The following is a 22,059-nucleotide window of genomic DNA, read 5'->3' on the forward strand; positions in this document are numbered from 1 at the left end:
TCCTTGCTTGCTTCTGATCTAAGCCGAGCCATTGAAGGAACAATGGCTTAGGGATGGTAGGAAAAGTGTTACGCCAGGCCGGTGCGGGAACCGGCCATTACCGAATTCTTGCTCATCGGCACACTTAGCTGATGCGCTGTCCCAAGCTCTAGTGAGGGTTTTTACCGCGGGCAAAGACACGTTCTGCGCCCGTTTTTTTTGCCTGCGCGCCTAGCTTCTTTGATTGTTCGCTACGTTTGGCCATTGTATATGCTAGTCCAGCAACAGTGAGTGCTGAGGGACTGTTGTTTATTCATCAGCCGGTCCGGAAAGTAAGAGTAGCCGGCTAAGCAGGCGGCGCGCATACGCCGAATTTATTTGCTAAATACCCCGTTAAAACAGTTGCTTGCATCTCCTTAGTTTTTTTCTAGTCGTACTTTTTTTGCTGGCATATAAGTTGCTTTATTGGTGTCACTAAGCTTTTTTCATACGCATCGCCCCTTGATGCCGTTTTCCGCTTGTTTTGGAGTGATTCAATGAGAAAAAATTTATATACCGCCGTGGTCTGGGGGTTGGCGGTGGCAATTGGCGGTGACGCCAAGGCGGCCGACGAAAAGCCGGCGCCAACCGAGGAAGCCTCGCAAGCCAAATCGAAGCTATGGTCGTATCAGCCGGTGAAGACGCCGGCTCTGCCGGCTGTAAAGCAGCAGGACTGGGTCAGAACGCCGATTGATGCGTTTATTTTGGCAAAACAGGAAGAAAAAGGTCTGAGGCCATCGCCGGATGCCGACAAAGCGGCTTTTATTCGTCGAGCCACGCTGGATGTTTGGGGTGTGATACCGACGCCGCAAGAAGTGGATGCCTTCGTCAACGACGACTCCGATAATGCTTACGAGAAACTGGTCGAACGCTTGTTGGCCTCGCCCAGATACGGCGAACGGCAGGGGCGCAAATGGCTGGACTTGGCCCGCTATGCCGATAGTACCGGCTTTCAGAACGATAACGACCGTTTAAATATGTGGCGTTATCGCGATTACGTGATCAATTCTTTCAATCAGGACAAGCCTTACAGCCGCTTTCTGCAGGAGCAATTGGCCGGCGACGAATTGTGGCCGGACCAGGAGGAGGCCTTGATTGCGACCGGATTCATGGCGCAGTTTCCCGATAACGCCAACTCGCGGGATCTGGTGCAGCGCAAATACCAGATTACCACCGATATTACCGATACGGTGGGCAAGGTGATTTTGGGGCAAACATTGGAATGCGCGCGTAGCCACAATCACAAATTCGACAAAATCAGCCAGAAGGATTATTTCTCGCTGCAGTCGTTTTTTGCCAATGTGGCGCCGGTGGATAACATTCCTGCCAAAAAAGGGGCGGTCGAGCTGGCTTACGATCAACAATGGGCGAAATGGGAAGAAGCCACCAAGGATATTCGCGCCAAGCAAAAGGCCATTATCGATACTCACCGGGAGGATGCGCTTAAGTATCACAAGGAACGTTATCTGACCGATTCCAGGGCGGCTATCTTCAAACCCAAGGAGCAGTGGACCGCGCAGGACCGCTGGGTTAATCACCGTTTGGTCAGTGTCACCGACGAAGCCAGTCTGCAAGCCTATTTCCGGGAAAAAGGCGAAAGTAGCGACCCTAAAACACAGAACAAGGAAATTGCCGCGCAATGGGCGGAGCTGGATAAGTTGAACAAAGAACTGAAAAAGTTCAACGATTTGAAACCGACGACAGCTTCAAACACGATTTCCGCGATGACGGAGCTGGGTCATGCCGATGCGCCGCCGAGCTTCGTGTTTGCGCAAGGCGACCATGAAAAACCGCTGGAACAAGTGCAGCCGGCTTTTCCACCGGCGATTACCGACGAAAAACCGGACATAAAGCCGTTGCCGTTTTCATCGGGCCGCCGGTCCGCGTTGGCGAAATGGATTGCGAGTCCGACCAATCCGCTGACGGCCAGAGTCTACGTCAACCGGGTGTGGGATCAATATTTCGGTCACGGCATCGTCGAGACGGTTAGCGATTTCGGTAAGGCGGGTCAGAAGCCGACCAACCCTGAGTTACTGGATTATCTGGCGTCTAAATTCGTCAAGGACGGTTGGAGTATTAAAAATCTGCATAAGGAAATTTTATTATCTAGCGTTTACCGGCAATCCTCCGACTATCGCGAAGACGTGCATCAGGCCGATGCCGAAAACAAATTGCTGGCGGTATTTCCGCGGCAACGCTTGGAGGCCGAGCAAGTCAGGGATTCTTTACTGGTTGCGGCAGGCAAACTGGAGGAGAAAGTGGGCGGGCCGTCGGTTTATCCGCCCCTGCCGAAAAGTATCAACGCCGGCAATAGTGCTAACGTCAACGGCGATCCGGCCTGGAAGACCTCCAAGGACGCTAAGGATCATAATCGCCGCAGCATGTATATCTTTACCCGGCGCAGTTTGCCGTATCCGATTCTGGATTCGTTCAATATGGCTTCTCCGCAGGAAGCCCATAGCAAGCGCGAGGTGACCACCACGCCGCTGCAAGCCCTGACTTTGTTCAATAGCGAACTGATCTTCGATTGGTCGAAGTCCTTGGCGGGCAGGATGATCAATGAAGCCGGCCTTGATGAATCCGAACGGCTGGACAGGCTGTACCAAATTCTATTCGGGCGTAATGCCAACGACGACGAAAAAAGCAGTCTGCAAGCTTTTCTCGACGATCAAGAGAATGTGATACGTAAAAAAGTGGCAACCGGAAAGTTCGAAGTCAACGTGCCGAACGGTTTGAAAGAAAACGTACAGATAGATCCCGTTAGAGCTTCGGCTTTCGTCGACTTGGTGCATGTCGTGGCCAATTCCAACGAGTTTATCTACCGATTTTAAAGACTATTCCCAGCACAAGAGGTAAAGATTATGCATAACAAGTCGCGTAGAGACTTTTTATTGAAGACCGGCTACGGACTCGGCGGGTTGGCGGTGAGCGACTTTATGCCCGGCGGCGGCGTGATAACCAGTGCATTGGCTGACGATGCCGGCCTGGAGGCGTTGGCCGGCGGCAACCCGTTGGCCTCCAAAGTGCCGCATTTCGCGGCCAAGGCCAAAACCGTGATCTGGCTGCATATGGCGGGAGCGCCTAGTACCCTGGATTTGTACGATTACAAACCGGATTTGATCAAATTGGCGGGTACCGGCGTGCCTGCGTCGTTTTTGAAAGGCATTAAAACCAGTACTCAAGGCGGTGTCACCAAATTGATCGCTACCAAACGCACCTGGAAACAACACGGTCAGAGCGGTGCCTGGTTTTCCGATTTGCTGCCGAATCTGGCGGAGCATGCCGATGACATGGCTTTTATTAAATCCAGCGTCACTATCGGAGCTACTCACGATATTTCGATCATGAAGCTGAATTCGGGCGGTTTGAATCCGGGCCGGCCTACCTTGGGAGCCTGGGTGCAATATGCGCTGGGTTCGGCGAATCCGAATCTGCCGGCCTATGTGGTGCTATATAACGATAAACGCGAGCCTCGCGGCGGCGTTACCAACTGGTCGTCGGGTTTTTTACCGGCGGTTTATCAAGGCACGCCGTTTCGGCCCGGCAATTCGCCGATTCTGCATCTGAACAATCCGGAGTATCTGGCGGTGGCCGAAAAGCGCCAAGCCTTGGACTTGTTGAAACAACTGAATCAGAAACACGACGGCCGCTATCCGGACGACACCGAGCTGCAAGCGCGAACCGAGTCCTACGAGCTGGCTTACAGGATGCAGGAAACCGCGCCGGAAGCCGTCGATTTCAGCAAGGAATCCGAAGCCACCAAGGAGTTATACGGCCTCAACAACGAAGCAACCAAAGCTTACGGCGAGCTGTTGCTGCGGGCTCGGCGCTTGACCGAGCGCGGTGTGCGATTCATCCAAGTGGTATCGGGTCCGACCGACATCAAGGGCGATAGCCGCGATTGGGACGCACACCAAAACATCGAGGAAAACCACAGCACCCACGCTCGGATCGTCGATAAGCCGATTGCCGGTTTATTGAAGGATTTGAAAGCCAAGGGCTTGTTGGATTCCACGCTGGTGGTTTGGACATCGGAATTCGGCCGTACCTCATGGAGCGAATCCGGCGACGGTCGCGATCACAATCCATGGGGTTACACGCAATGGATAGCCGGCGGCGGTATCAACGCCGGCACGACTTACGGTTCCACCGACGAAATCGGCTTGCAGGCGGAGAAGGGCAAGGAAGTCGATACCTACGATTTGCACGCCACGGTGCTGAACCAATTGGGTCTTGATCATTTGAAACTGATCTACAAATACCAGGGACGGTCCGAGAGGCCAACCGTGGTTTACGGCAAGGTCATCAAGGATTTGATTGCCTAGAGATGCTGCCCTCGTAATGCTTGCATGGCCAAGAAAAATGCCGGTTTAGCCGTTTCCGGCCAAGCCGGCGGTAGTTTGCGCCGCAAGGTTTTTTGCTAAACGTTTTTTTTCATTATGCTTAACAAATTGATTTTTCCAGCGATTTTATTCGCAACATTTTCAGGCCTGGCATTCGCCGAAAGCGAATTCGATTTCGAAGAGTTGATGAACGATGTCGAAACCAAAATCCAGAACGTACAGAACAATATTGCGGCTAAGGACGCGGCGACAGCCAGTACCCAAGCCAAGGAATTGCAAGAGCAGTTCAAACTGGTCGAGGGCTTCTTCGAGAAGCGCGGCGATGCCGCCGATGCCTCGCATAACGCCAAGGAGTATCAGAATAAGGCGATGAATATTCAAACGGCGCTAACTGCCGGCGATTTCGATACTGCCGCCGCCGCCGCCAATGATTTTTCCAAACAGTGCCGCGGCGCCTGCCACGACAAATATAAACCCCTTTAATTGGATCAACATGAAACGTATTTTATTGAAATGCCTGGTGCCAGGTTTGCTCGCATTTTCCGCCGAGGCCGCCTTGCCGGAGGGTCATCCGGCTCCGGATTTCCAGGCCCAAGCGTCCCTGGCCGGTAAGGCGTTTAATTTCTCGCTGAAAGACCAGCTGAAAAAAGGCCCGGTAGTGGTGTATTTCTATCCATCCGCCTATACCGGCGGCTGCAATTTGCAGGCGCATACCTTCGCGGTCAATCACGAAAAATTTGCCGCGGCCGGTGCCAGCATCGTCGGCGTGTCGTTGGACAGTATCGAACGCTTGAACGATTTTTCCGCCGATCCTAATTATTGCGCCAGCAAATTCCCGGTGGCATCCGATGCGGACGGCAAGATTTCCGGGGATTACGACATTGCGGTACGGGACGCGGCTCCAGGTAAAACCGATAGCCGTGGCGTGGAAATTAACCACGGTTTTGCCGAACGAACCACTTTCATCGTCACGCCCGATGGCAAGATCTCCGCTACCTTGGGCGGTTTGAAACCGGAAGAGAATGTGGCGAAAGCATTGGAAACCGTGCAAAACCTTGCTGCCGGCCGACAGAAGGCTAATTGATCATGGGGCTTTGTCGCTGGATGTCGCATCTGAATCAAGCGCCGGCTTCCTTGTTGGGTTTCGGCGACCGCGTGCGATATCGGCAATATCTATCGCGCAGACAATGGAAAAAACGCTCCTGGTTGGCATTCGGCACCTTTGCATTGTTGGCGTCGGCCAAAACCGCGGTGGCGGAACAAAGTAGCGATACCTTGTTACGCATGGGTAGCGGCAATCCGGTAGCCGGCAAGCAAAAATCCGAATCCGAGCGCTGCCAGGAATGTCACGGCGAGACCGGGAACGCCGAAGACGCCCGAATACCTAAGCATGCCGGGCAGTACGCCGGTTATCTGGTAAAGCAGTTGCGGAACTTTCAATCCGGCGAACGCCGGCACGACATCATGATGAAGATGGCGGCCGATTTAAGTCCGGCTGATATAGAAGATATTGCCGCGTATTTTGCCAGTCAGAAGACGATGCAAGGCGATGGTTCGGGCAACAACAAACCGGTGGCGAAAAATTTATTTCTGAACGGTGATCGGACTAGAGATATTCCATCCTGCGTCAGCTGTCACGGCGAAAACGGTAAAGGCAAGGTTGCGGACAATGTGATCTATCCGGTGATCGGCGGCCAGAACAAAATGTATTTGCGTCGGCAATTGGTGAATTGGAAATTGGGCGAACGGAAAAATAGCCCGGATGCGGTGATGAACCAAGTAAGCAAATCGCTTAACGAAGACGAAATTGAGGCTTTAGTCGATTATATCTCGGGGTTGTAACAAGATGAGTGTCCCGCCCGAAGCTTATTCCCATCCATTTTACGGAGTTGATATGAAACGTTTTTTTCTGGGTTGCGCGTTATTGCTGTTGGCGGCGTTCTCGGCGTTGGCTGGCTTGCAAGAAGGCGATGTGGCGCCGGATTTCGATACTCAGGCTTCGTTTGCGGGCAAACCGTTTGCCTATTCCTTAAAAGAGGCGCGCGGTAAGGGGCCGGTGGTGGTGTATTTCTATCCGACTGCTTACGGGCGCGGTTGCAATATTCAAGCGCGAACCTTTGCGATTAACCATGAAAAATTCGCCGCCGCCGGCGCGACCATCGTAGGCGTGTCGCTGGACAGCATAGAACGGCTGAACGAATTTTCGGCAGACCCTGATTATTGCGCCAGCAAATTTCCGGTGGCCTCGGATGCGGACGGCAAGATCGCCAATGCCTACGGCTTGAGCGTGGACGAATCGAGATCGGGGCGTTTGGACAGCCGGGGCGTACAGGTCAATCACGGTTCTATTGCCCGTACCACGTTTGTAGTGGCGGCGGACGGCAAGATAGTGGCCAGCGTCGGCGATTTGCAACCGGCCGAAAATGTCGAAAAAGCGCTGGAGATAGTGCAAGGTTTGGGCAAGTCCGCACAGGCTGGTCAATAGCGTGTTAAGGATGGGTGTAGCGGGGGCGAAGTGCAGTGTTATTTTCAACGGATAGTGTCATCAACAATGGCTGTTTAAGAGGACGGCAATGAAGAAGTCTTTGAATTGGTTTTTATACGAAACCCACCGCTGGCTGGGCGTGGTGTTGGCTTTGTTTATGTTTTTCTGGTTTTTTACCGGCATCGCGATCATTTATGCCACACCGACCACGCAAAACCGCAGCCAGCAACTGGCGCATGCGGAAAGCCTGGCTCCCGAGGCCGGTTGGTTGAGCCTGGGCGAAGCCTGGGATCGCAGTGCCGAGCAGCGCAAGCTGTTTGCCGTGCAACATAAATCCAAGCCGGCTAACATGGGTGAACATGGCGCGCAGGCAAAAGCCGAGGCGGGCAATGGTAAAGAACAAGCTGTCGGTATAGCCGATGCCCGTCTGGTAAGACGTAACGACGAGCCGTTCTGGTTGGTGGAAGATACCAAAGGTGCGCGCTTCGCGTTATCGGCACTGGACGGCAGCTTACGCGAAACCTCGGTAGAGCAGGCGCTACGCATCGCCGACGACTGGTTCAAACGCGATGGTATTAACCAGAATTTGCAAGTAGTGGAAACGGTGGAAGCGCCTATTATTCTGCGTAATCAGGATGCCTTGCGGCCGTTTCATCGGGTAGCTAGCGACGATGGGGACGAGTTGCTGATTTCGGCGCGTACCGGCGAAGTGCTGCATGCCTCGACCCGCGTCGATAGGGCGTTTTACTATGCCGGCAACTGGTTGCATTTATTCAAGCCCCTGGAAGCCATCGGCTTGGGGCAATATCGTCACGATGTGCAATTGTGGTCAGGCTTGGGCGCGACCATCGCCTGTATCACCGGTTTGATTATCGGCTGGTTGCGTTGGCGGCCGGGTTTTAACGGCAAGCCAACCTATTCGCAAGGGCGCACGCAACCCTATCGCGAGTTTTGGTTCAAGTGGCATTTCTGGAGCGGCCTGATCGGCGGTACGGTGGCACTGTCCTGGGCTCTTAGCGGATTTATCGACACCAATCCCGGTAAGTTATTTTCCGAAGCCAATCCTAGCCGTGAAGAATTCAGTCGCTATTTGGGTAAGGAAATCCCTGAAGCGATGCGCAATTGGCAACCTGCACCGTTCGGTACCGGGGAGAACGCGGATATTGTCGAGCTGGGTTGGCGTCACTTAGGCGGCGAAGCCGTATTGTTGGCATATGGCCGCGATGGCCAGAGGTTGCCGCAAACTTCCGGCGGCGCTGCTCCGCAATTCAGTAAAGTGGCCTTGACTGCGGCTGTTAACCGCATTGCGGCCGATACGCCGATAGCCAGCCAGGAATTGCTGGACGAATATGACAGCTATTACTACCCGCGGCATCATCAAGGCTTGGTGGAGAAACCCTTGCCGGTTGTGGCGGTGCAGCTTGCGGACGAGGCGGGAACGCGGTTTTATCTGGACCCGCAAGACGGCCGGCTGTTGGCCAGGCTGGATCGCAGCAGAAGAGTTTATCGCTGGTTGTATTCCGGACTGCATCATTGGGATTTTGGTTGGCTGTATCAACGGCCTATTTGGGATGTCTGGATGTTGACTTGGGTGGGTTTCGGTTTGGTGCTGGGCGCCAGTTCGCTGGTGGTGGGCTGGAAGAGGTTGGTTAAGACCTTCGCTCCTAAAAAACGCAAAGTACCCGGAAGACAGGCCGCATTGGGATTGGCAACGGAAACCCGTAACTCACTCTAAGCGGGTAAATCGGTCCAATTGCCACGGCCGGGGCGATGCTTATGCAAAACATAGTGCGCCCAAGTGTTGGCGGCTTGAGCCTCGGCAGCCAATCGGCTGCCGGCAGGTTTTCTTAGTAGATATCGCCCAAGAAATCCCGCTTCCCAATCTCGACGCCGTTATGCCGCAAAATGGCATAGGCCGTGGCGACATGGAAGTAGACGTTGGGCAGCACAAAATCCAACAAATAGGACAAACCCTGGAAGGTCGCGGTTTTGTCGCGCATAGGCACAAGTACCGTCTTATCTTCCGTGCCCTCAAGTTGCGCCGGCGCAAAGGATGCGAGCAATGCCAAGGTCTTATCGATGCGGGCCAGCAGATCCGGGAACGTCACTTCATTATCGTCGTATTTGGGTGGTTCCAGGCCGGCTAGCCGTGAGACGGCGCCCTTGGCGACATCGGTAGCGATTTGCACTTGCCGCGCCAGCGGATACATATCCGGATAAAGCCTGGCATTGATCAAGACCGAGGGTTCGATTTTCCGGGCTTCGGCAAAGGCAGCGGCTTTTTCAAGGATAGCCCGCAGATTTGTCAGGCTACGCGTAATCGGTGGCACCGTGGCAACGTACATCGAATGAGACATAAATTTACTCCTGAATCGTGAATGGGATCTAGTTTAACCGAATGTATCGGTTAGAAATCGGCTTATAGCCGTGCGGCGTTTTCCGGGGCAAGTTGTCGTACGTGACAATATGTCGCATTCTGAATATAAGAAATAACTGATATTATACGCGACATTGCAGAGATGTTCAGTGCAATAACTTCCTCCCTCAAATCCGGCTACAAGCCGGATTTTTTTTGCGGCTCGATTTGCCATCTTTACTGCCAGTAAGGTTTGCTGGACATCACATATCGTCAATGCGTTCCGCAAACAACGCCACTTGCCGCCAATCGGTATATTCAACCACCGCGGTGGGATCGGTCGGACCGTTGTTCAGCCACATAATCAAGCGGATCAAGGTCCTATCAAAAGCGGTATAGCTCGGGTAATCGATCTTGCCTGCGAAAACGCCGATCACCTTGGGAGTCCAGCTTATTTGTTTTAGAAATTTTTGTAGATACGGATTCGTCGCGGCACTGCTTTTTTCGGGCTTGCGCGCCACCATATTGACCGAGAAAAAAGCATTGGGCTTGCTGTCCAATAGCGCTTGGCGGTGCCGAATAAACTTATAAATCAGCGGGCTGTGATGCCCATAATGAACGCTGGCACCGATAACGATCTTGTCGAAGCCGAGTAGGTCGATTTCATAGGCGTCGGCGATTGGTACAACCGAGACCCGATGTTGCCGTTGGCTCAAAAATGCTTGCAGCGTATGGCAAATGTTTAAGGTTTGCCCTTCTTTCGTAGAGTAGATAATCAGGATGGTGGACATTAGCTATTTGCTAAGGGATAAGTGCGTTCGCCATGTCGCAAAAGTTCCCCTGTTATTGTTTGTTAAAAGGAAATTATTCATAACAGGAATGCCTAATTGTAAATTTTCCTTAGAAGGTTATAGTGAAGACGTACTTCAAATCGACCTGAATCGGTCAAGGCGGGAAGAAGAATGCCGCAAACAATTTTTACAAAGATATCAAGCCGGGTTGTTATTTCTTACCGGCGTTTTGAGGTTTTTGTCCGGTCAATTCCTGATTTTGACAATATTGTTCGGTACTGCATCTTTAGCCAGTAACCTTGATTTTGCTAGACCCGCTCGTGCTTAGCTTTATGTGTGACCTCCCTCGTTGAGCAGTGATCGCTGCTCTACACACTCTATGGCCTCTAGCGTTCTCACGTTAGAGGCTTTTTTTGTGCGTGTCCGATATTACTTACTACGCACGCTGTATATGACGTAACCGGCAAAAAGCATGGTTAATACATAAATTGTCGCTGTAATCATTTTTACTCCTAGCTATTGTTATTGTTGTCCGCCAGTTATAACAGAAATACGGCAACAGTCGCGCAGATTTGCGTCGACAGACGTTTTTTGCACGTTAGCGCCGAGAGCAAGCTACTCGGAAGCCGGTTTGATCATTGCTTATTTGTCAACAGCTTATTGGTCATTGTGCTGTTTGTCCACAAAAGCTGTGGATAAGGTTGTTGGTTCGTTGGTAAAAGGCAAGCTAAGTTGCTGTAATTTGAGAGTTGCCGTTAAATTGACTAAAAATTAGTCAAGCGTAGCTTTTTATCCAGCCTATAGCCGGTTTCAAACGCGATACATTCTGTCTGGTTTCTGTTTATCTTCGGGAATCACCGGAATTTTTCTAAGCCGATTGCTTGGCATTCGCCTAGAATGCGTGGCTTATATAGTTAATTTTCAGGATATGTTATGCAAATTCTCGGTGTGGATATCGGCGGTTCCGGTATCAAGGGCGCGATTGTCGATACCTTAACCGGCGAGCTTGTCACGGAACGTCTCAGAATAGGGACACCGCAACCGGCTACGCCGGAAGCGATTGCTGCAGTGCTGGCGCAATTGGTGTTGCATTTTAATTGGAACGGACCCGTCGGTTGCGGTTTCCCGGCGGCTATTCAGCAAGGCGTGGTGCGCACGGCGGCAAATATATCCAAGTCGTTTATTGGCGCCGATATCGATAAATTGTTTTCAGACGCCACAAACTGCGATTGTCATAATCTTAACGACGCGGATGCGGCCGGTATGGCGGAGATGCATTTCGGCGAAGGCGCCGGCCAGGCCGGAGTAGTGTTGTTAGTGACTATAGGCACCGGCCTGGGTACCGCACTTTTCACCGATGGTAACCTACTACCCAATACCGAGCTGGGCCACTTATATCTTGAGAATGGCCTGGAAGCCGAACGTTATGCATCCGATGCAGCCAGAAAACTTGAGGATTTGGGCTGGAAGTCCTGGGGTAACCGTTTCAATATTTACCTAAGCACGATGGAAAAACTGTTTTGGCCCGATCTGATTATTCTGGGCGGCGGCGCCAGTAAAAAATTTGATAAGTTTAAAACGCAACTCGCGGTAAATACTCCGGTCAAGCCGGCGGCATTTTTAAATCAGGCCGGTATCGTCGGCGCCGCATTCTATGCAAAGTCAAAAGTAATCTGATGATTAGCCCAACCTTGGGCGATCTCTGTTTGCAATTGTTGCCTAACGCGCCGGTTTTCCCCGCCGAAAATTTCTATTACCGTGCCTGACTTGACTATCAAGTCAGGCACGGTAACCTCTGACGCATGAGGTTGCCGGTGGTGAGAAATTTAATTTTTCCATGAGCGCAATCAGACAAAATCACCGGCAATCTCATATGCTTCGATAGGCTGTAAAACAGTTAATGACTTGCGTGGCGGTGATTGAGCCGAGCGGGTTGTTGGCGAAACTCACGCATGGTGCTGGTGACGATAGTCTTTAGGTCGGGAGATAGCTAAAGGCGCGTCATCAGTACCATTTTCCTGACTTGTCAATCAAGCGACATCCCCACGACACGTCAGCTTCAGCTTTGCCGGGAACCGAAATTTTCTCAGGTGTCTCGTTGGAAGTTCGTTTGCGATAGGGTCGAGAGCTCCATGCGAGCGACTTGGCCGTTACCGTGAATACAAAAGATTACGATCTTGGCGTAAGTCGAAAACGCCGGAAACTGGGCGGCTTTACTGACTAATACAGCACGTGTACCATGCGGCAAACTATCCCGCCGATGTTGTCGCTTGATGTGTCGGTGCCGTAATCAACCGCTGACCGAAGCGAGAAACATCATGATCACGCTGAATATTAACGGTAAAAGCCGCAAGATAAATCTGCCGGCTGACACGCCACTGCTTTGGGCGCTGCGCGACCAACTGGGTTTGACCGGTACCAAGTACGGTTGCGGCATGGCACTATGCGGTGCCTGCACGGTGCATATCGACGGCGAGCCGACCCGAGCCTGCGTCACGCCTATTGCGGCTGTGGTCGGCAAAAAAATTGTCACTATCGAAGCTATAGAACAGGATCAAACCGGTAAAAAGGTCCAGGACGCCTGGCTGAATCTGGGAGTACCGCAATGCGGCTACTGTCAGGCCGGACAAGTCATGGCAGCTACCGCACTGCTGAAACAGCATCCACAACCCAGCGACGCGGAGATTGATAAAGCCATGAGCGGCAATCTGTGCCGCTGCGGCACTTATCCGCGGATTCGCGCCGCGATCAAGCAGGCCGCCGGTTTGCCGGAGGGGCAATCATGAAAAACTCAGCCGAATTTCTGCAAGCAAATACCGATCAGAGCGCTGCCGACGACGCTTATGTGATCGACAATGTCAGCCGCCGGATTTTTATCAAACAGTTCGCGTTGAGCGGCTTTGTGTTGGCCGTGGGCCTGCCTACGCTGCTCAGAGCGGATGAAACTGCCGAGCCGGCCGCGGCCGGCAAGTTCGGTGCCGATGCGATGCCGCACGGCTGGGTGGATAATCCCCTGGTCTTTGTGGCCATTGCCGCCGATGGCGCGGTAAGCATCATCTGTCACCGTTCCGAGATGGGGCAGGGCGTGCGTACCAGCTTGCCGATGGTGGTAGCCGATGAACTGGAAGCCGATTGGTCCAGGGTGCGTGTCGTGCAAGCGCCCGGCGACGAAAAACGCTTCGGCAATCAAGACACCGACGGCTCGCGCAGCATGCGCCACTTTTTTATGCCGATGCGCCGGGCCGGCGCGGCTGCCAGACAAATGCTGGAAGCTGCCGCCGCCGCGCGCTGGCGCGTGCCGGTAACGGAAGTGCGCGCCGAGCAACACCAAGTAATGCACATGCCCAGCGGCAAAACCTTAGGCTACGGCGAATTAGCCAAAGCGGCGGCAAAACTGCCGGTGCCAGACCGAGATACGTTGCGTTTGAAGAGTTCGACGGAATTTCGCTACATCGGCAAAGGCCGGCAAGACGTTTACGATGGCCGGGATATTGTGACCGGACGCGCCATGTATGGCATCGATACGCAGCTGAAGGGCTTGCTTTATGCCGTGGTGGCGCGGCCTCCGGTGTTGGGCGGCAAGCTGTTAAAATTTGATGCCAGCGCCGCCCTTAAAGTGCCGGGTGTCGTAAAGATCGTGGAACTGCCTAGCAGTCCGCTTCCCGCGGAATTCAATCCCTTGGGTGGTGTTGCAGTGATTGCCAGCAACACCTGGGCGGCGATTCAGGGCCGCAACGCCTTGAAAATCGAATGGGACAACGGCATTCACGCCAGCTACGATTCGCTAGCCTACAAAGCCGAACTGGAAGCCGCTGTCCGCCAACCGGGTAAAGTGGTGCGCCAACAAGGCGATGTCGATGCCGCATTGCAAGGCGCGGCCAAACGCCTGGAGGCGGAATATTATTTGCCGCATCTGGCCCAAGCGCCGATGGAACCGCCGGCGGCGACGGCCCGCATCGTCAAGGGACATTGCGAAATTTGGACCTGCACCCAGGCGCCGCAGTTGACGCGGGATAAAGTCGCCAAATGGCTGAAACTGCCGGAAGACAAAGTGACTGTCAATGTCACACTCTTGGGTGGCGGTTTCGGGCGCAAATCCAAACCCGATTACGTTATCGAAGCGGCTTTGTTATCGCAGGCGATGCAAGGCAAACCGGTGAAACTGACCTGGACCCGCGAGGACGATTTACACCATTCCTATTTCCACACGGTATCCCTGGAGCGGCTGGAGGCGGGCTTGGATGCGCAGGGCAGACCGGTAGCCTGGCTGCATAGAACGGCGGCGCCCAGCATTTCCTCCACCTTTGGACCGGACAGCAAGCAGCAAATGCCGGTGGAATTGGGGATGGGGGTGATCAACGTGCCGTTCGCAATCGACAATCTGCGCATCGAAAACCCGCTGGCAGCGGCGCATACCCGTATCGGCTGGTTTCGCTCGGTGTCCAATATTCCGCATGCCTTTGCCGTGCAGTCTTTTGTGGCTGAGATGGCAGCAGCAGCGGGGCGCGATCACCGGGATTTTCTGCTGGATTTAATCGGCCCGGCGCGGCGCATCGATCCAACCAGTTTGGGCGATGTCTGGAATCACGGCGAATCGCCGGCGCTTTACCCGGTCGATACCGGCCGCCTGCGCCGAACCATCGAAACCGTGACTCGCGAAGCCGGCTGGGGCCGTCAGCTGGCCAAGGGCCAAGGCTTGGGGCTGGCCGCGCATTACAGCTTCGTGACTTATGTGGCTATCGTTGTGGAGGTCGCGGTCGATGATGCGGGTAAATTGAGCATCCCTAGAGTCGATGTGGCTGTCGATTGCGGTCCGCAAGTCAACCCCGAGCGGATTCGCTCGCAGATCGAAGGCGCTTGCATCATGGGTGTCAGTTTGGCGACGCTGGGCGAAATCAGCTTTAAAAACGGCGCGGTAGAGCAGGACAATTTTCACGCGTACCAGCTCACGCGCATCGACGACGCGCCGCGCGAAATTAAAGTGCATTTGCTGCCGTCCGCCGAATTCGATACTCCTTTGGGCGGTGTTGGCGAACCGGGCGTGCCGCCGATAGCGCCTGCGCTATGCAATGCCATTTTTGCCGCGACCGGTCAGCGCATACGGCAACTACCGATACGGGACCAACTGCTTAAAGACTGATAAACCTGATTAGTGGCCGGCGAACAGAGCCCGCCGCGCCGGTTTTGGAGTAGGAAGCAAAACGCACCCCGGTTATAAATTTGCTTAAAGCTTTTTAAACCCGGGCCGATAACCGGTTGCCAGCCGAAACATGGCGGGTACTTTTCAATCCAGAGGAGATAAACCATGTCATCCGTATCGGGAGTAGGTTCAACGCCGTATTTCCCCATCACCAACCAAACGAAACAACCCGTAGCGAATCAGCAAGCGGCAACAGCACCGGTGCAAGCCGTTGCAAAAGACGCAGATGCAGATGGTGATAACGATGTTAGAAAAGGCAGTAACATCGACACCTATGCCTGATAGCGTTAGCGGTTCCAGCTAGTAGTAAAAAGCCGGGTAATACCGGCTTTTTATTGATGGCTATTTTGTTTTTTCAGTTGTCCGGTATCAATTCGAAAATCGCGATTCGGCTATGCCTGCTTTGGCTATGGAAAAGCGTTTCCAAAGGCCCGTACTCCAATTTTTGAAATCGTCCAGATAGGTATAGGCTACCGGAATCACCAGTAGGCTCAGCAAGGTTGAAGTCACCAAGCCGCCGATAACGGCAACCGCCATCGGGCTGCGGAAGGACGAATCCGCGTTACCCATTTCAATCGCAATTGGCAGCATGCCGGCCCCCATCGCGATGGTAGTCATCACAATCGGTCTGGCGCGCTTGTGGCAAGCATCCAATAGCGCTTCCGTGCGGCTCATGCCGTGTTCACGCCGGGCGACGATGGCATACTCCACCAGGAGGATGGAGTTTTTGGTGGCTATCCCCATCAGCATCACCAAGCCGATTAGGGATGGCATCGAAAAGGCTTTGCCGGTCAACAACAGCGCTACGAAGCCGCCGCCAAACGACAGCGGCAAGGCCGCCAAAATAGTAATCGGCTGCAAGAAGTCTTTAAACAGCAACACCAATACGATAAAGATGCATAACACGCCGGTCAGCATGGCCAAGCCAAAACTGGCGAACAGCTCTTCCATCATTTCCGCGTCGCCGATGTTGATGCGTTTGACACCTGCGGGCAGGTTTTTGATGCTCGGCAGATTCTGCACTGCGGTAGTGACTTCACCGAGTGGCGTGCCCGACAGTTCGATTTCAAAATTGATATTGCGCGAGCGGTCATAGCGATCAATCACCGCCGGTCCGCTGGATAGCTCCAGTTTGGCTACCTGACCAACCATCACCGCACCGATGCCCGCTTTCGCGGACGGCACGGCCAGCCGTTCCAATACGGCAAGATCGTGCCGGCCTTCCTCGGCCAATTTAACGACCATGGGCACTTGGCGTTGCGCCAAATTTAACTTGGACAAAGACCAGTCGTAATCGCCCAATGTGGCAATGCGCAGGGTTTCCGCGAGTGCGGCGGTGGTCACGCCCAGATCGGCGGCGCGGGCGAAGTCCGGCCGTACCGCGATTTCCGGCCGAACCAACGCGGCGCTGGAGGCAATGCTGCCGAGACCGGGAATGGTTCTCAGATCGCGTTCCAGATTCCGGGCGGCGGTGCCTAGCGTCAGTGGATCGTCGCCGCTCAACACCAATACGTATTTCTCGCCGGAGGCGCCCAAACCCACTTTGGTACGGACACCTGGCAGCTTTTGCAGAGCCTGGCGGATCTCTTGCTCGATAAACTGCTTGCGCACCGTTCTGTCCTGGCGGTTGGCCAAGGTTATCGTCAAGGTGGCTTTACGAACCTCGCCGCTGCCTTGAGCGCCGGCCATAGGATCGGTACCGGCGGAGCCGCTGCCGATGGTGGTGTAAACCGTATTCACGTAATCGATACCGGCGACCAATTGTCTAGCGGTTTCGGCGGTAGCCTTGGTCTGCGCCAAGCTTGAACCCGGCGGCAACTCCACGAATACCTGGGTTTGCGGGTTGTCGTCGGCTGGAATGAAGCCGGTGGGCAACAACGGAATTAAAAACAACGAACTGATAAAAAACGCCGCCGCGCCGCAGACCGTGGTAAATCTGTGCTGCAAACACCAGCCCGCCAACTGCATATAGGTGCGCATGACGAAACCTTCTTTGGCTTCCGAGTGGCCGCTGTCTTTCAACATATAAGCCGCCATCATCGGTGTCAGCATCCTGGCTACTACCAAGGAGGCCAATACTGCCAGCGCCGCGGTCCAGCCGAATTGCTTGAAAAACCGGCCGGCAATGCCGCTCATGAACGCGGTCGGCAGAAATACCGCGACCAGCGCGAACGTGGTGGCGACCACTGCCAGACCGATTTCGTCGGCGGCCTGCATCGCGGCTTGGAAAGGCGTTTTCCCCATCCGCAGATGGCGGACAATGTTCTCCACTTCAACAATGGCGTCGTCCACCAGGATGCCGATTACCAACGATAGCGCCAGCAGCGTGATGACATTGAGCGAAAAACCCAGGTAGTCCATGCCCAGAAAAGCCGGCACTACCGACAGCGGCAGCGCCACGGCGGAAATAAAGGTAGCCCGCCAGTCGCGTAAGAATAGCCAAACCACCAACACCGCCAGCAAGGCCCCTTCGTAAAGCATGGTCATGGAGCCCTGAAATTCCTCTGCGACCGGGGTGACGAAGTTGAACGCTTCGTTGAACTCGATATCCGGGTTGGCGGCGCGCAGTTCGGCCAGGGCTTTTTGCACGCCGGCGCCGACTTCCACTTCGCCGGCACCCCGACTGCGCGTTACTTCGAAGCCGACTACCGGTTTACCGTTCAACAAGGCGAGAGAGCGCGGTTCGGCGACACTGTCTTCGACTTTGGCCACTTGATCGAGCCGAATCCGGCGGCCGTCGCTCAAGGATAATTGCAAGGGACGGATTTCATCCACCGAGGCCACGTTCGCCAGGGTGCGTAGCGGTTGTTCACCACTGCCCAAGTCGATCCGGCCGCCGGCGCTCTCGCGTTGCATTTCGCGCAGTTGGCGGGAAATGTCGGCGGCCGTTGCTCCCAGGGCTTGGAGTTTGACCGGGTCCAGCGCGATACTTATTTCGCGGCTAACCCCGCCCACTCGATTGACCGCGCCCACGCCGCGCACCGTCAGCAGTTTTTTGGCTACGGTGTCTTCAACGAACCAGGACAGCGCTTCGTCATCGCGTTGCGCTGAGCTGACGGTTAAGGCCAAGATCGGTGAGCCGGCCAAATCCAGCTTGGTGACGATAGGATCGCGTAAGTCGCCAGGCAAATCGGCACGGACTTTGGACACGGCGGAACGCACATCGTCCAAGGCTTCCTGTACCGGTTTTTCCAGGCGAAATTCGCTGGTAATGGTGACATTGCCGTCCTGCACCTTGGAGGTAATGTGCTTCAGGCCTTGCAGGGTGGCGATGGCGTTTTCGATTTTTCGGGATACTTCCGTTTCCAGCTGCGACGGCGAGGCGCCGGGCAAGGACGCCGAAACGGTGATGGTGGGCAGGTCGAGATCCGGAAAGTTTTGAATCTTCATAGCCCTGAAGCTGATCAAACCGCCGAAACTGAGCATCACGAACAGCATCAAGGCCGGAATCGGGTTGCGGATACACCAGGCTGAAATGTTCATTGCGACACCACTCTGACGCTGTCGCCGTCGGCCAGAAAGGATGCACCGCTGGCAACCAGCCGATCTTCGGCGGCAATTCCCGATAAAATTTCCAGCGTGTTGCCGTACCTGCGGCCTAACTGCACTTTTACCTGTTTGACGCGCGCCCGGTCTTCGGTTTGTTCGGTGAGGAGAAATGCATAGCTAAAGCCGTCCCTTAGCGACAAGGCCTCTTGCGGCGCGGTCAGGCCGGTAGAGCTGCCCAAATGAAATTCGCCGCGGGCAAACATGCCGGCGCGCAATCCGCTCGATACTGCCTCCGGTAGATCGACGTAAACCAGACCGTTGCGGTTTTGCACGTCCAAGGTCGGAGCCAGGAAGCGTACGCTGCCGTCTATGCGGCCGACATTGGGTACTTCGACCGTCACCTTAGTACCCGGCTTTAATTGCGTCATTTCGGCGGCCGTGACTTCACCGCGCCATTCCAGCCGGTTTTGCCGGATCAAACGAAACAATTCCTGGCCTTTGGCTGCGACCGCGCCCAAGGTAGCGCTACGCGAGGAAATTACGCCGTCGTCGCTGGCCAACACCTTGGTGTATTTCAGCCGCAATAATTGCGCATCCAATTGCGCCTTGGCGGATTGCAGCTTGGCCTCCCCGGTTTTGGCGCCGGTCAGGTACTGATCCACTTGCTGCGCGCTCAAAGCGCCGGACACCGATACCTTGCGCGCCCGCTCGGCGTTGAGCCGTGCTTCGGCTAAATTGGCTTCGGCTTCGGCTACTACGCCTCGGCTTTGCGCGACGTCGGCCAGTACGCTTTCGTCTGAAAAAGTCGCCAACACCTGGCCTTTTTTAACCACTTCGCCGACTTGGACATTGATCGCGCTGAGACGCAGATCGCCGACTTCCGCACCGATCACGGCTTCCTGCCAGGCGGCGATCGAGCCGTTGGCGCTCAGACTGAGCGGTATATCGTGCGTTTGCGGGCGGATCGCGGAAACGCTGAGCGCCGGATTAGCGGCTGGCATTTCGGTCGATGGAGCTGGCTCGTTGACGCGGCCGATAGCCACCCCGATGCCGATTAATAGCAGTAAGGCGATGAATAGCGCGCCTATTTTTCCCTTGGTCATGATTTTCCTCCGGTGAGCGTGTCGTATTGATTCGGAAATAATTGAGTGTTGCCGAGGTCTTTAGGTTTCGATTGGTCCGCGGTTGCCGCGTCCCGGCTCTGCGAATCGCCGCCGTCCGCCCAGCCGCCGCCGGCCGCGCGATAAAGCGCGATCCATGCGTCGACCTGCTCCTGCTCCAGTTCCTTCAGTGCCAGTTCGGCGGCAAGCACGTTGCGGCGGGCCGTTTCCACGTCGAGTAAATTACCCAGACCGCTTTGGTAAAGGGTTTGCAGCGCCTGAAAGTTTGCCCGGTAGCCGCTGACCGCGTCGCGGCCTTGCGGCAAGCGTTGGCGGGTGCTGTCCAAACGGACCAGGGCGTCTTCGACTTCCTTGACCGCCGTACGCACCTTGCCGCGGAAACGGCTTTCCGCCGCTTGGTATTGCACTTTGGCAACTTCCACATCGGCCGCGCGCTTGCCGGCGTCGAACAACGGCAAGCTCAGCGTCGGCCCTATCGCCCAGGTCTGCGCCAGCATCAGCGCCGCGCCGTTGATATTTTGCAGCGTCGGGGTGATGTTGCCAGACAGGCTCAATTTCGGAAATTGCTTGGCTCGTTGCACGCCGATATTAGCGCTGGCCTCGGCGAGGTCGCGTTCGGCGGCGGCCACGTCGGGCCGTTGCAATAACACCTTAGCGGGCAGCGAGGCGATTTCGAATGCCGGTGGGGTGGGCAGTTTCGCGGCCTGATCCGCCGAGCCGTTCAGTAATGACCGCATGTCGGCTTCTTCGAGGCCGGTCATCGCCACCAGGCTTTTGATCGAACGCTCGCATTGGGCTTGTTGTTGCAGCAAGGTTCTGTTGCCTTCGGCGGCGCTGGCAGTGGCCAAGGCGACATCGCCCGGCGAGCGGAAGCCGCTTTGCCCGGCGGCCACTGTCATTCGCGCCGATTCGAGGCGTGAATCGCTGTCGGTACGCAATAAATCCACTTGCGCTTCGCAATAGCGATAAGCCAGATAGGCATCGGCAACTTCCGCCGCTACCGCGACCCGAGCATCGTGCCAGGAGGCGTTGCGTGATGCCAGCTGACTTTGGGCGGCTTCTTGTTGCCGGGCCAAGCCCCCGAATAAATCTATTTCCCAGCTGGATTGCAGTCCGGCCGAGAATTGGTTCCAGATGAAGGGTGTGCCGCCAAACGAAGACGAGGAGCGTTTGGAGGCGAGATCGGAGTCCAATTTAGGCAGCAAGGCGGCATCGGCGCCCACGAGATTTGCCCTAGCTTCTTCAATAAGCGCTCTGGCATCGGCGACCGACGCGCTAACTTGCTCGGCGGCGCTCAACAGGCGAGTCAGGGCTGGATCCTGAAAACGGTCCCACCAGCGCATCAGCTCGGCGGGGTCGCCTTGATGTGCCTGTTGCCGCCTGGCCGCATCGGCTTGCGGTGCTTGCCAGCTGGCCGGCGCCGGCAACGGTTCGGCTTGATAGTCCGGGCCGACGGTAGTCAATAAACCGCCGGACCCGCAAGCCGACAGTAGCAAGGGGATAAGACTAAAGCCAAGCGGACGTGAAATATTATTGCTCATGCTTGCCATCCCGAGCACGCCTCGCGGCTTCACCTTCGATCATGGCCAGAGCGTAGCCGGCCAGACGTTCGGCCAGCACATCGATGTTTTGTGGGGAATTTAAAATTTGCGGAGAGATCAGCGAGATGACGTCTTGCCCCACATAAAAATACACCGCCATGCCTATCATCGCTAAAGCCAGCCGATGTAAGTCATCGTCGAAGCGGTCCAATCCCAAATGTTCCTTGAGTAGCGAAACCAAGGCTTCATGTTGCGGTTTGATCTCCGCATCGATTTCCTGCTGCCAGGCGCCGGTCGGCTCGATCATTTCCCGGAAGTGCAGTTTCATCACGAGTCCCAGCTCCTCGCCTTTTTTCAGCGGTTCGAGGAATTCGCCGAAAAACCGGGTCAACACTTCGGGCAACGGTAAGCTGGCATAGGCCGCGACATCGGAACCGCAAGGCGTGTCGCCCATCGGTTCGAAGAACGCGGCGCGATATAGACCGGCTTTATCGCCGAAGTAATAGCGAATGGCTGAAATATTGGCGCCCGCCAGTTCGCAAATTTCCCTAGTGGAGGCGGCTTTGTAGCCTTTTTCGGCGAACAGCCGCAATGCCGCCATTACCAGCCGGCTGCGAGCGTCGTGGGTTTCTGTTTCGGGGTTTTCGGTTGTGACCATGCTGCCTCGGCGAAAGTGTTTGCTATAAAATAAATCAATCGATTGATTTAAACAATA

17 protein-coding genes are annotated in these 22,059 nt (G+C 54.9%); 11 read left to right on the forward strand and 6 right to left on the reverse strand.

Going from position 1 to position 22,059, the window contains the following annotated elements; genetic code table 11:
- The first annotated feature begins 515 nt into the window (after positions 1–515).
- The 7 genes from ACH50O_RS02215 to ACH50O_RS02245 all read left to right on the forward strand — a co-directional run bounded on the left by ACH50O_RS02215 (position 516) and on the right by ACH50O_RS02245 (position 8,581).
- Positions 516–2,849: a DUF1549 and DUF1553 domain-containing protein gene (locus ACH50O_RS02215; protein ID WP_446810425.1), complete on the forward strand. Its 2,334-nt coding sequence runs from the start codon at positions 516–518 to the stop codon at positions 2,847–2,849.
- Positions 2,850–2,879: 30 nt separating this feature from the next.
- A complete protein-coding gene (locus ACH50O_RS02220) occupies positions 2,880–4,343 on the forward strand; it encodes a DUF1501 domain-containing protein (RefSeq protein WP_446810426.1) in 1,464 nt (487 codons plus the stop codon).
- 114 nt (positions 4,344–4,457) lie between these two features.
- Positions 4,458–4,844 (forward strand): hypothetical protein, encoded by a 387-nt coding sequence (locus tag ACH50O_RS02225; RefSeq protein WP_446810427.1) that lies wholly within the window; start codon positions 4,458–4,460, stop codon positions 4,842–4,844.
- A gap of 10 nt (positions 4,845–4,854) precedes the next feature.
- Positions 4,855–5,445, forward strand: coding sequence for a peroxiredoxin (locus ACH50O_RS02230; RefSeq protein WP_446810428.1), 591 nt, complete (start codon positions 4,855–4,857; stop codon positions 5,443–5,445).
- Between the two features lie 2 nt (positions 5,446–5,447).
- Positions 5,448–6,203, forward strand: coding sequence for a c-type cytochrome (locus tag ACH50O_RS02235; protein ID WP_446810429.1), 756 nt, complete (start codon positions 5,448–5,450; stop codon positions 6,201–6,203).
- Between the two features lie 52 nt (positions 6,204–6,255).
- Complete coding sequence (locus tag ACH50O_RS02240; RefSeq protein WP_446810430.1) at positions 6,256–6,846, forward strand: peroxiredoxin; 591 nt, start codon at positions 6,256–6,258, stop codon at positions 6,844–6,846.
- Positions 6,847–6,934: 88 nt separating this feature from the next.
- Positions 6,935–8,581 carry a PepSY domain-containing protein gene (locus tag ACH50O_RS02245; RefSeq protein WP_446810431.1) on the forward strand — a complete coding sequence of 549 codons (1,647 nt, stop codon included), beginning with the start codon at positions 6,935–6,937 and terminating at the stop codon, positions 8,579–8,581.
- Between the two features lie 112 nt (positions 8,582–8,693).
- Here the strand turns inward: ACH50O_RS02245 and ACH50O_RS02250 are convergent, their stop codons facing one another.
- Both ACH50O_RS02250 and hemG read right to left on the reverse strand, forming a co-directional pair.
- Complete coding sequence (locus tag ACH50O_RS02250; protein ID WP_446810432.1) at positions 8,694–9,203, reverse strand: DUF1993 domain-containing protein; 510 nt, start codon at positions 9,201–9,203, stop codon at positions 8,694–8,696.
- A 262-nt stretch (positions 9,204–9,465) separates the two neighbouring features.
- Positions 9,466–9,993, reverse strand: coding sequence for a menaquinone-dependent protoporphyrinogen IX dehydrogenase (gene hemG / locus ACH50O_RS02255; protein WP_446810433.1), 528 nt, complete (start codon positions 9,991–9,993; stop codon positions 9,466–9,468).
- 933 nt (positions 9,994–10,926) lie between these two features.
- Between hemG and ppgK the strand changes: the two genes are divergently transcribed.
- The 4 genes from ppgK (at position 10,927) to ACH50O_RS02275 (ending at position 15,475) form a co-directional block, all read left to right on the forward strand.
- The gene (gene ppgK / locus ACH50O_RS02260) at positions 10,927–11,670 is read left to right on the forward strand and encodes a polyphosphate--glucose phosphotransferase (RefSeq protein ID WP_446810434.1); all 744 of its coding nucleotides are present in this window, start codon (positions 10,927–10,929) and stop codon (positions 11,668–11,670) included.
- A 641-nt stretch (positions 11,671–12,311) separates the two neighbouring features.
- Complete coding sequence (locus tag ACH50O_RS02265) at positions 12,312–12,779, forward strand: (2Fe-2S)-binding protein (RefSeq protein WP_446810435.1); 468 nt, start codon at positions 12,312–12,314, stop codon at positions 12,777–12,779.
- Positions 12,776–15,133, forward strand: a complete 2,358-nt coding sequence (locus ACH50O_RS02270; RefSeq protein WP_446810436.1) for a molybdopterin cofactor-binding domain-containing protein — start codon at positions 12,776–12,778, stop codon at positions 15,131–15,133. The genes ACH50O_RS02265 and ACH50O_RS02270 overlap by 4 nt, the downstream gene beginning before the upstream one ends.
- 165 nt (positions 15,134–15,298) lie before the next feature.
- Positions 15,299–15,475, forward strand: a complete 177-nt coding sequence (locus ACH50O_RS02275) for a hypothetical protein (RefSeq protein ID WP_446810437.1) — start codon at positions 15,299–15,301, stop codon at positions 15,473–15,475.
- An 87-nt stretch (positions 15,476–15,562) separates the two neighbouring features.
- Here the strand turns inward: ACH50O_RS02275 and ACH50O_RS02280 are convergent, their stop codons facing one another.
- The 4 genes from ACH50O_RS02280 to ACH50O_RS02295 are packed head-to-tail and all read right to left on the reverse strand — an operon-like array spanning position 15,563 to position 22,002.
- Positions 15,563–18,676, reverse strand: coding sequence for an efflux RND transporter permease subunit (locus tag ACH50O_RS02280; RefSeq protein WP_446810438.1), 3,114 nt, complete (start codon positions 18,674–18,676; stop codon positions 15,563–15,565).
- Positions 18,673–19,785, reverse strand: a complete 1,113-nt coding sequence (locus ACH50O_RS02285) for an efflux RND transporter periplasmic adaptor subunit (RefSeq protein WP_446810439.1) — start codon at positions 19,783–19,785, stop codon at positions 18,673–18,675. The genes ACH50O_RS02280 and ACH50O_RS02285 overlap by 4 nt, the downstream gene beginning before the upstream one ends.
- A complete protein-coding gene (locus ACH50O_RS02290) occupies positions 19,782–21,344 on the reverse strand; it encodes an efflux transporter outer membrane subunit (RefSeq protein WP_446810440.1) in 1,563 nt (520 codons plus the stop codon). Before ACH50O_RS02290 ends, ACH50O_RS02285 begins: the two co-directional genes overlap by 4 nt.
- On the reverse strand, positions 21,334–22,002 hold the full coding sequence (locus tag ACH50O_RS02295; RefSeq protein WP_446810441.1) for a CerR family C-terminal domain-containing protein: 669 nt from the start codon (positions 22,000–22,002) through the stop codon (positions 21,334–21,336). Before ACH50O_RS02295 ends, ACH50O_RS02290 begins: the two co-directional genes overlap by 11 nt.
- Positions 22,003–22,059: the final 57 nt, after the last annotated feature.

It is taken from the genome of Methylomonas sp. 2BW1-5-20 (assembly GCF_052474515.1).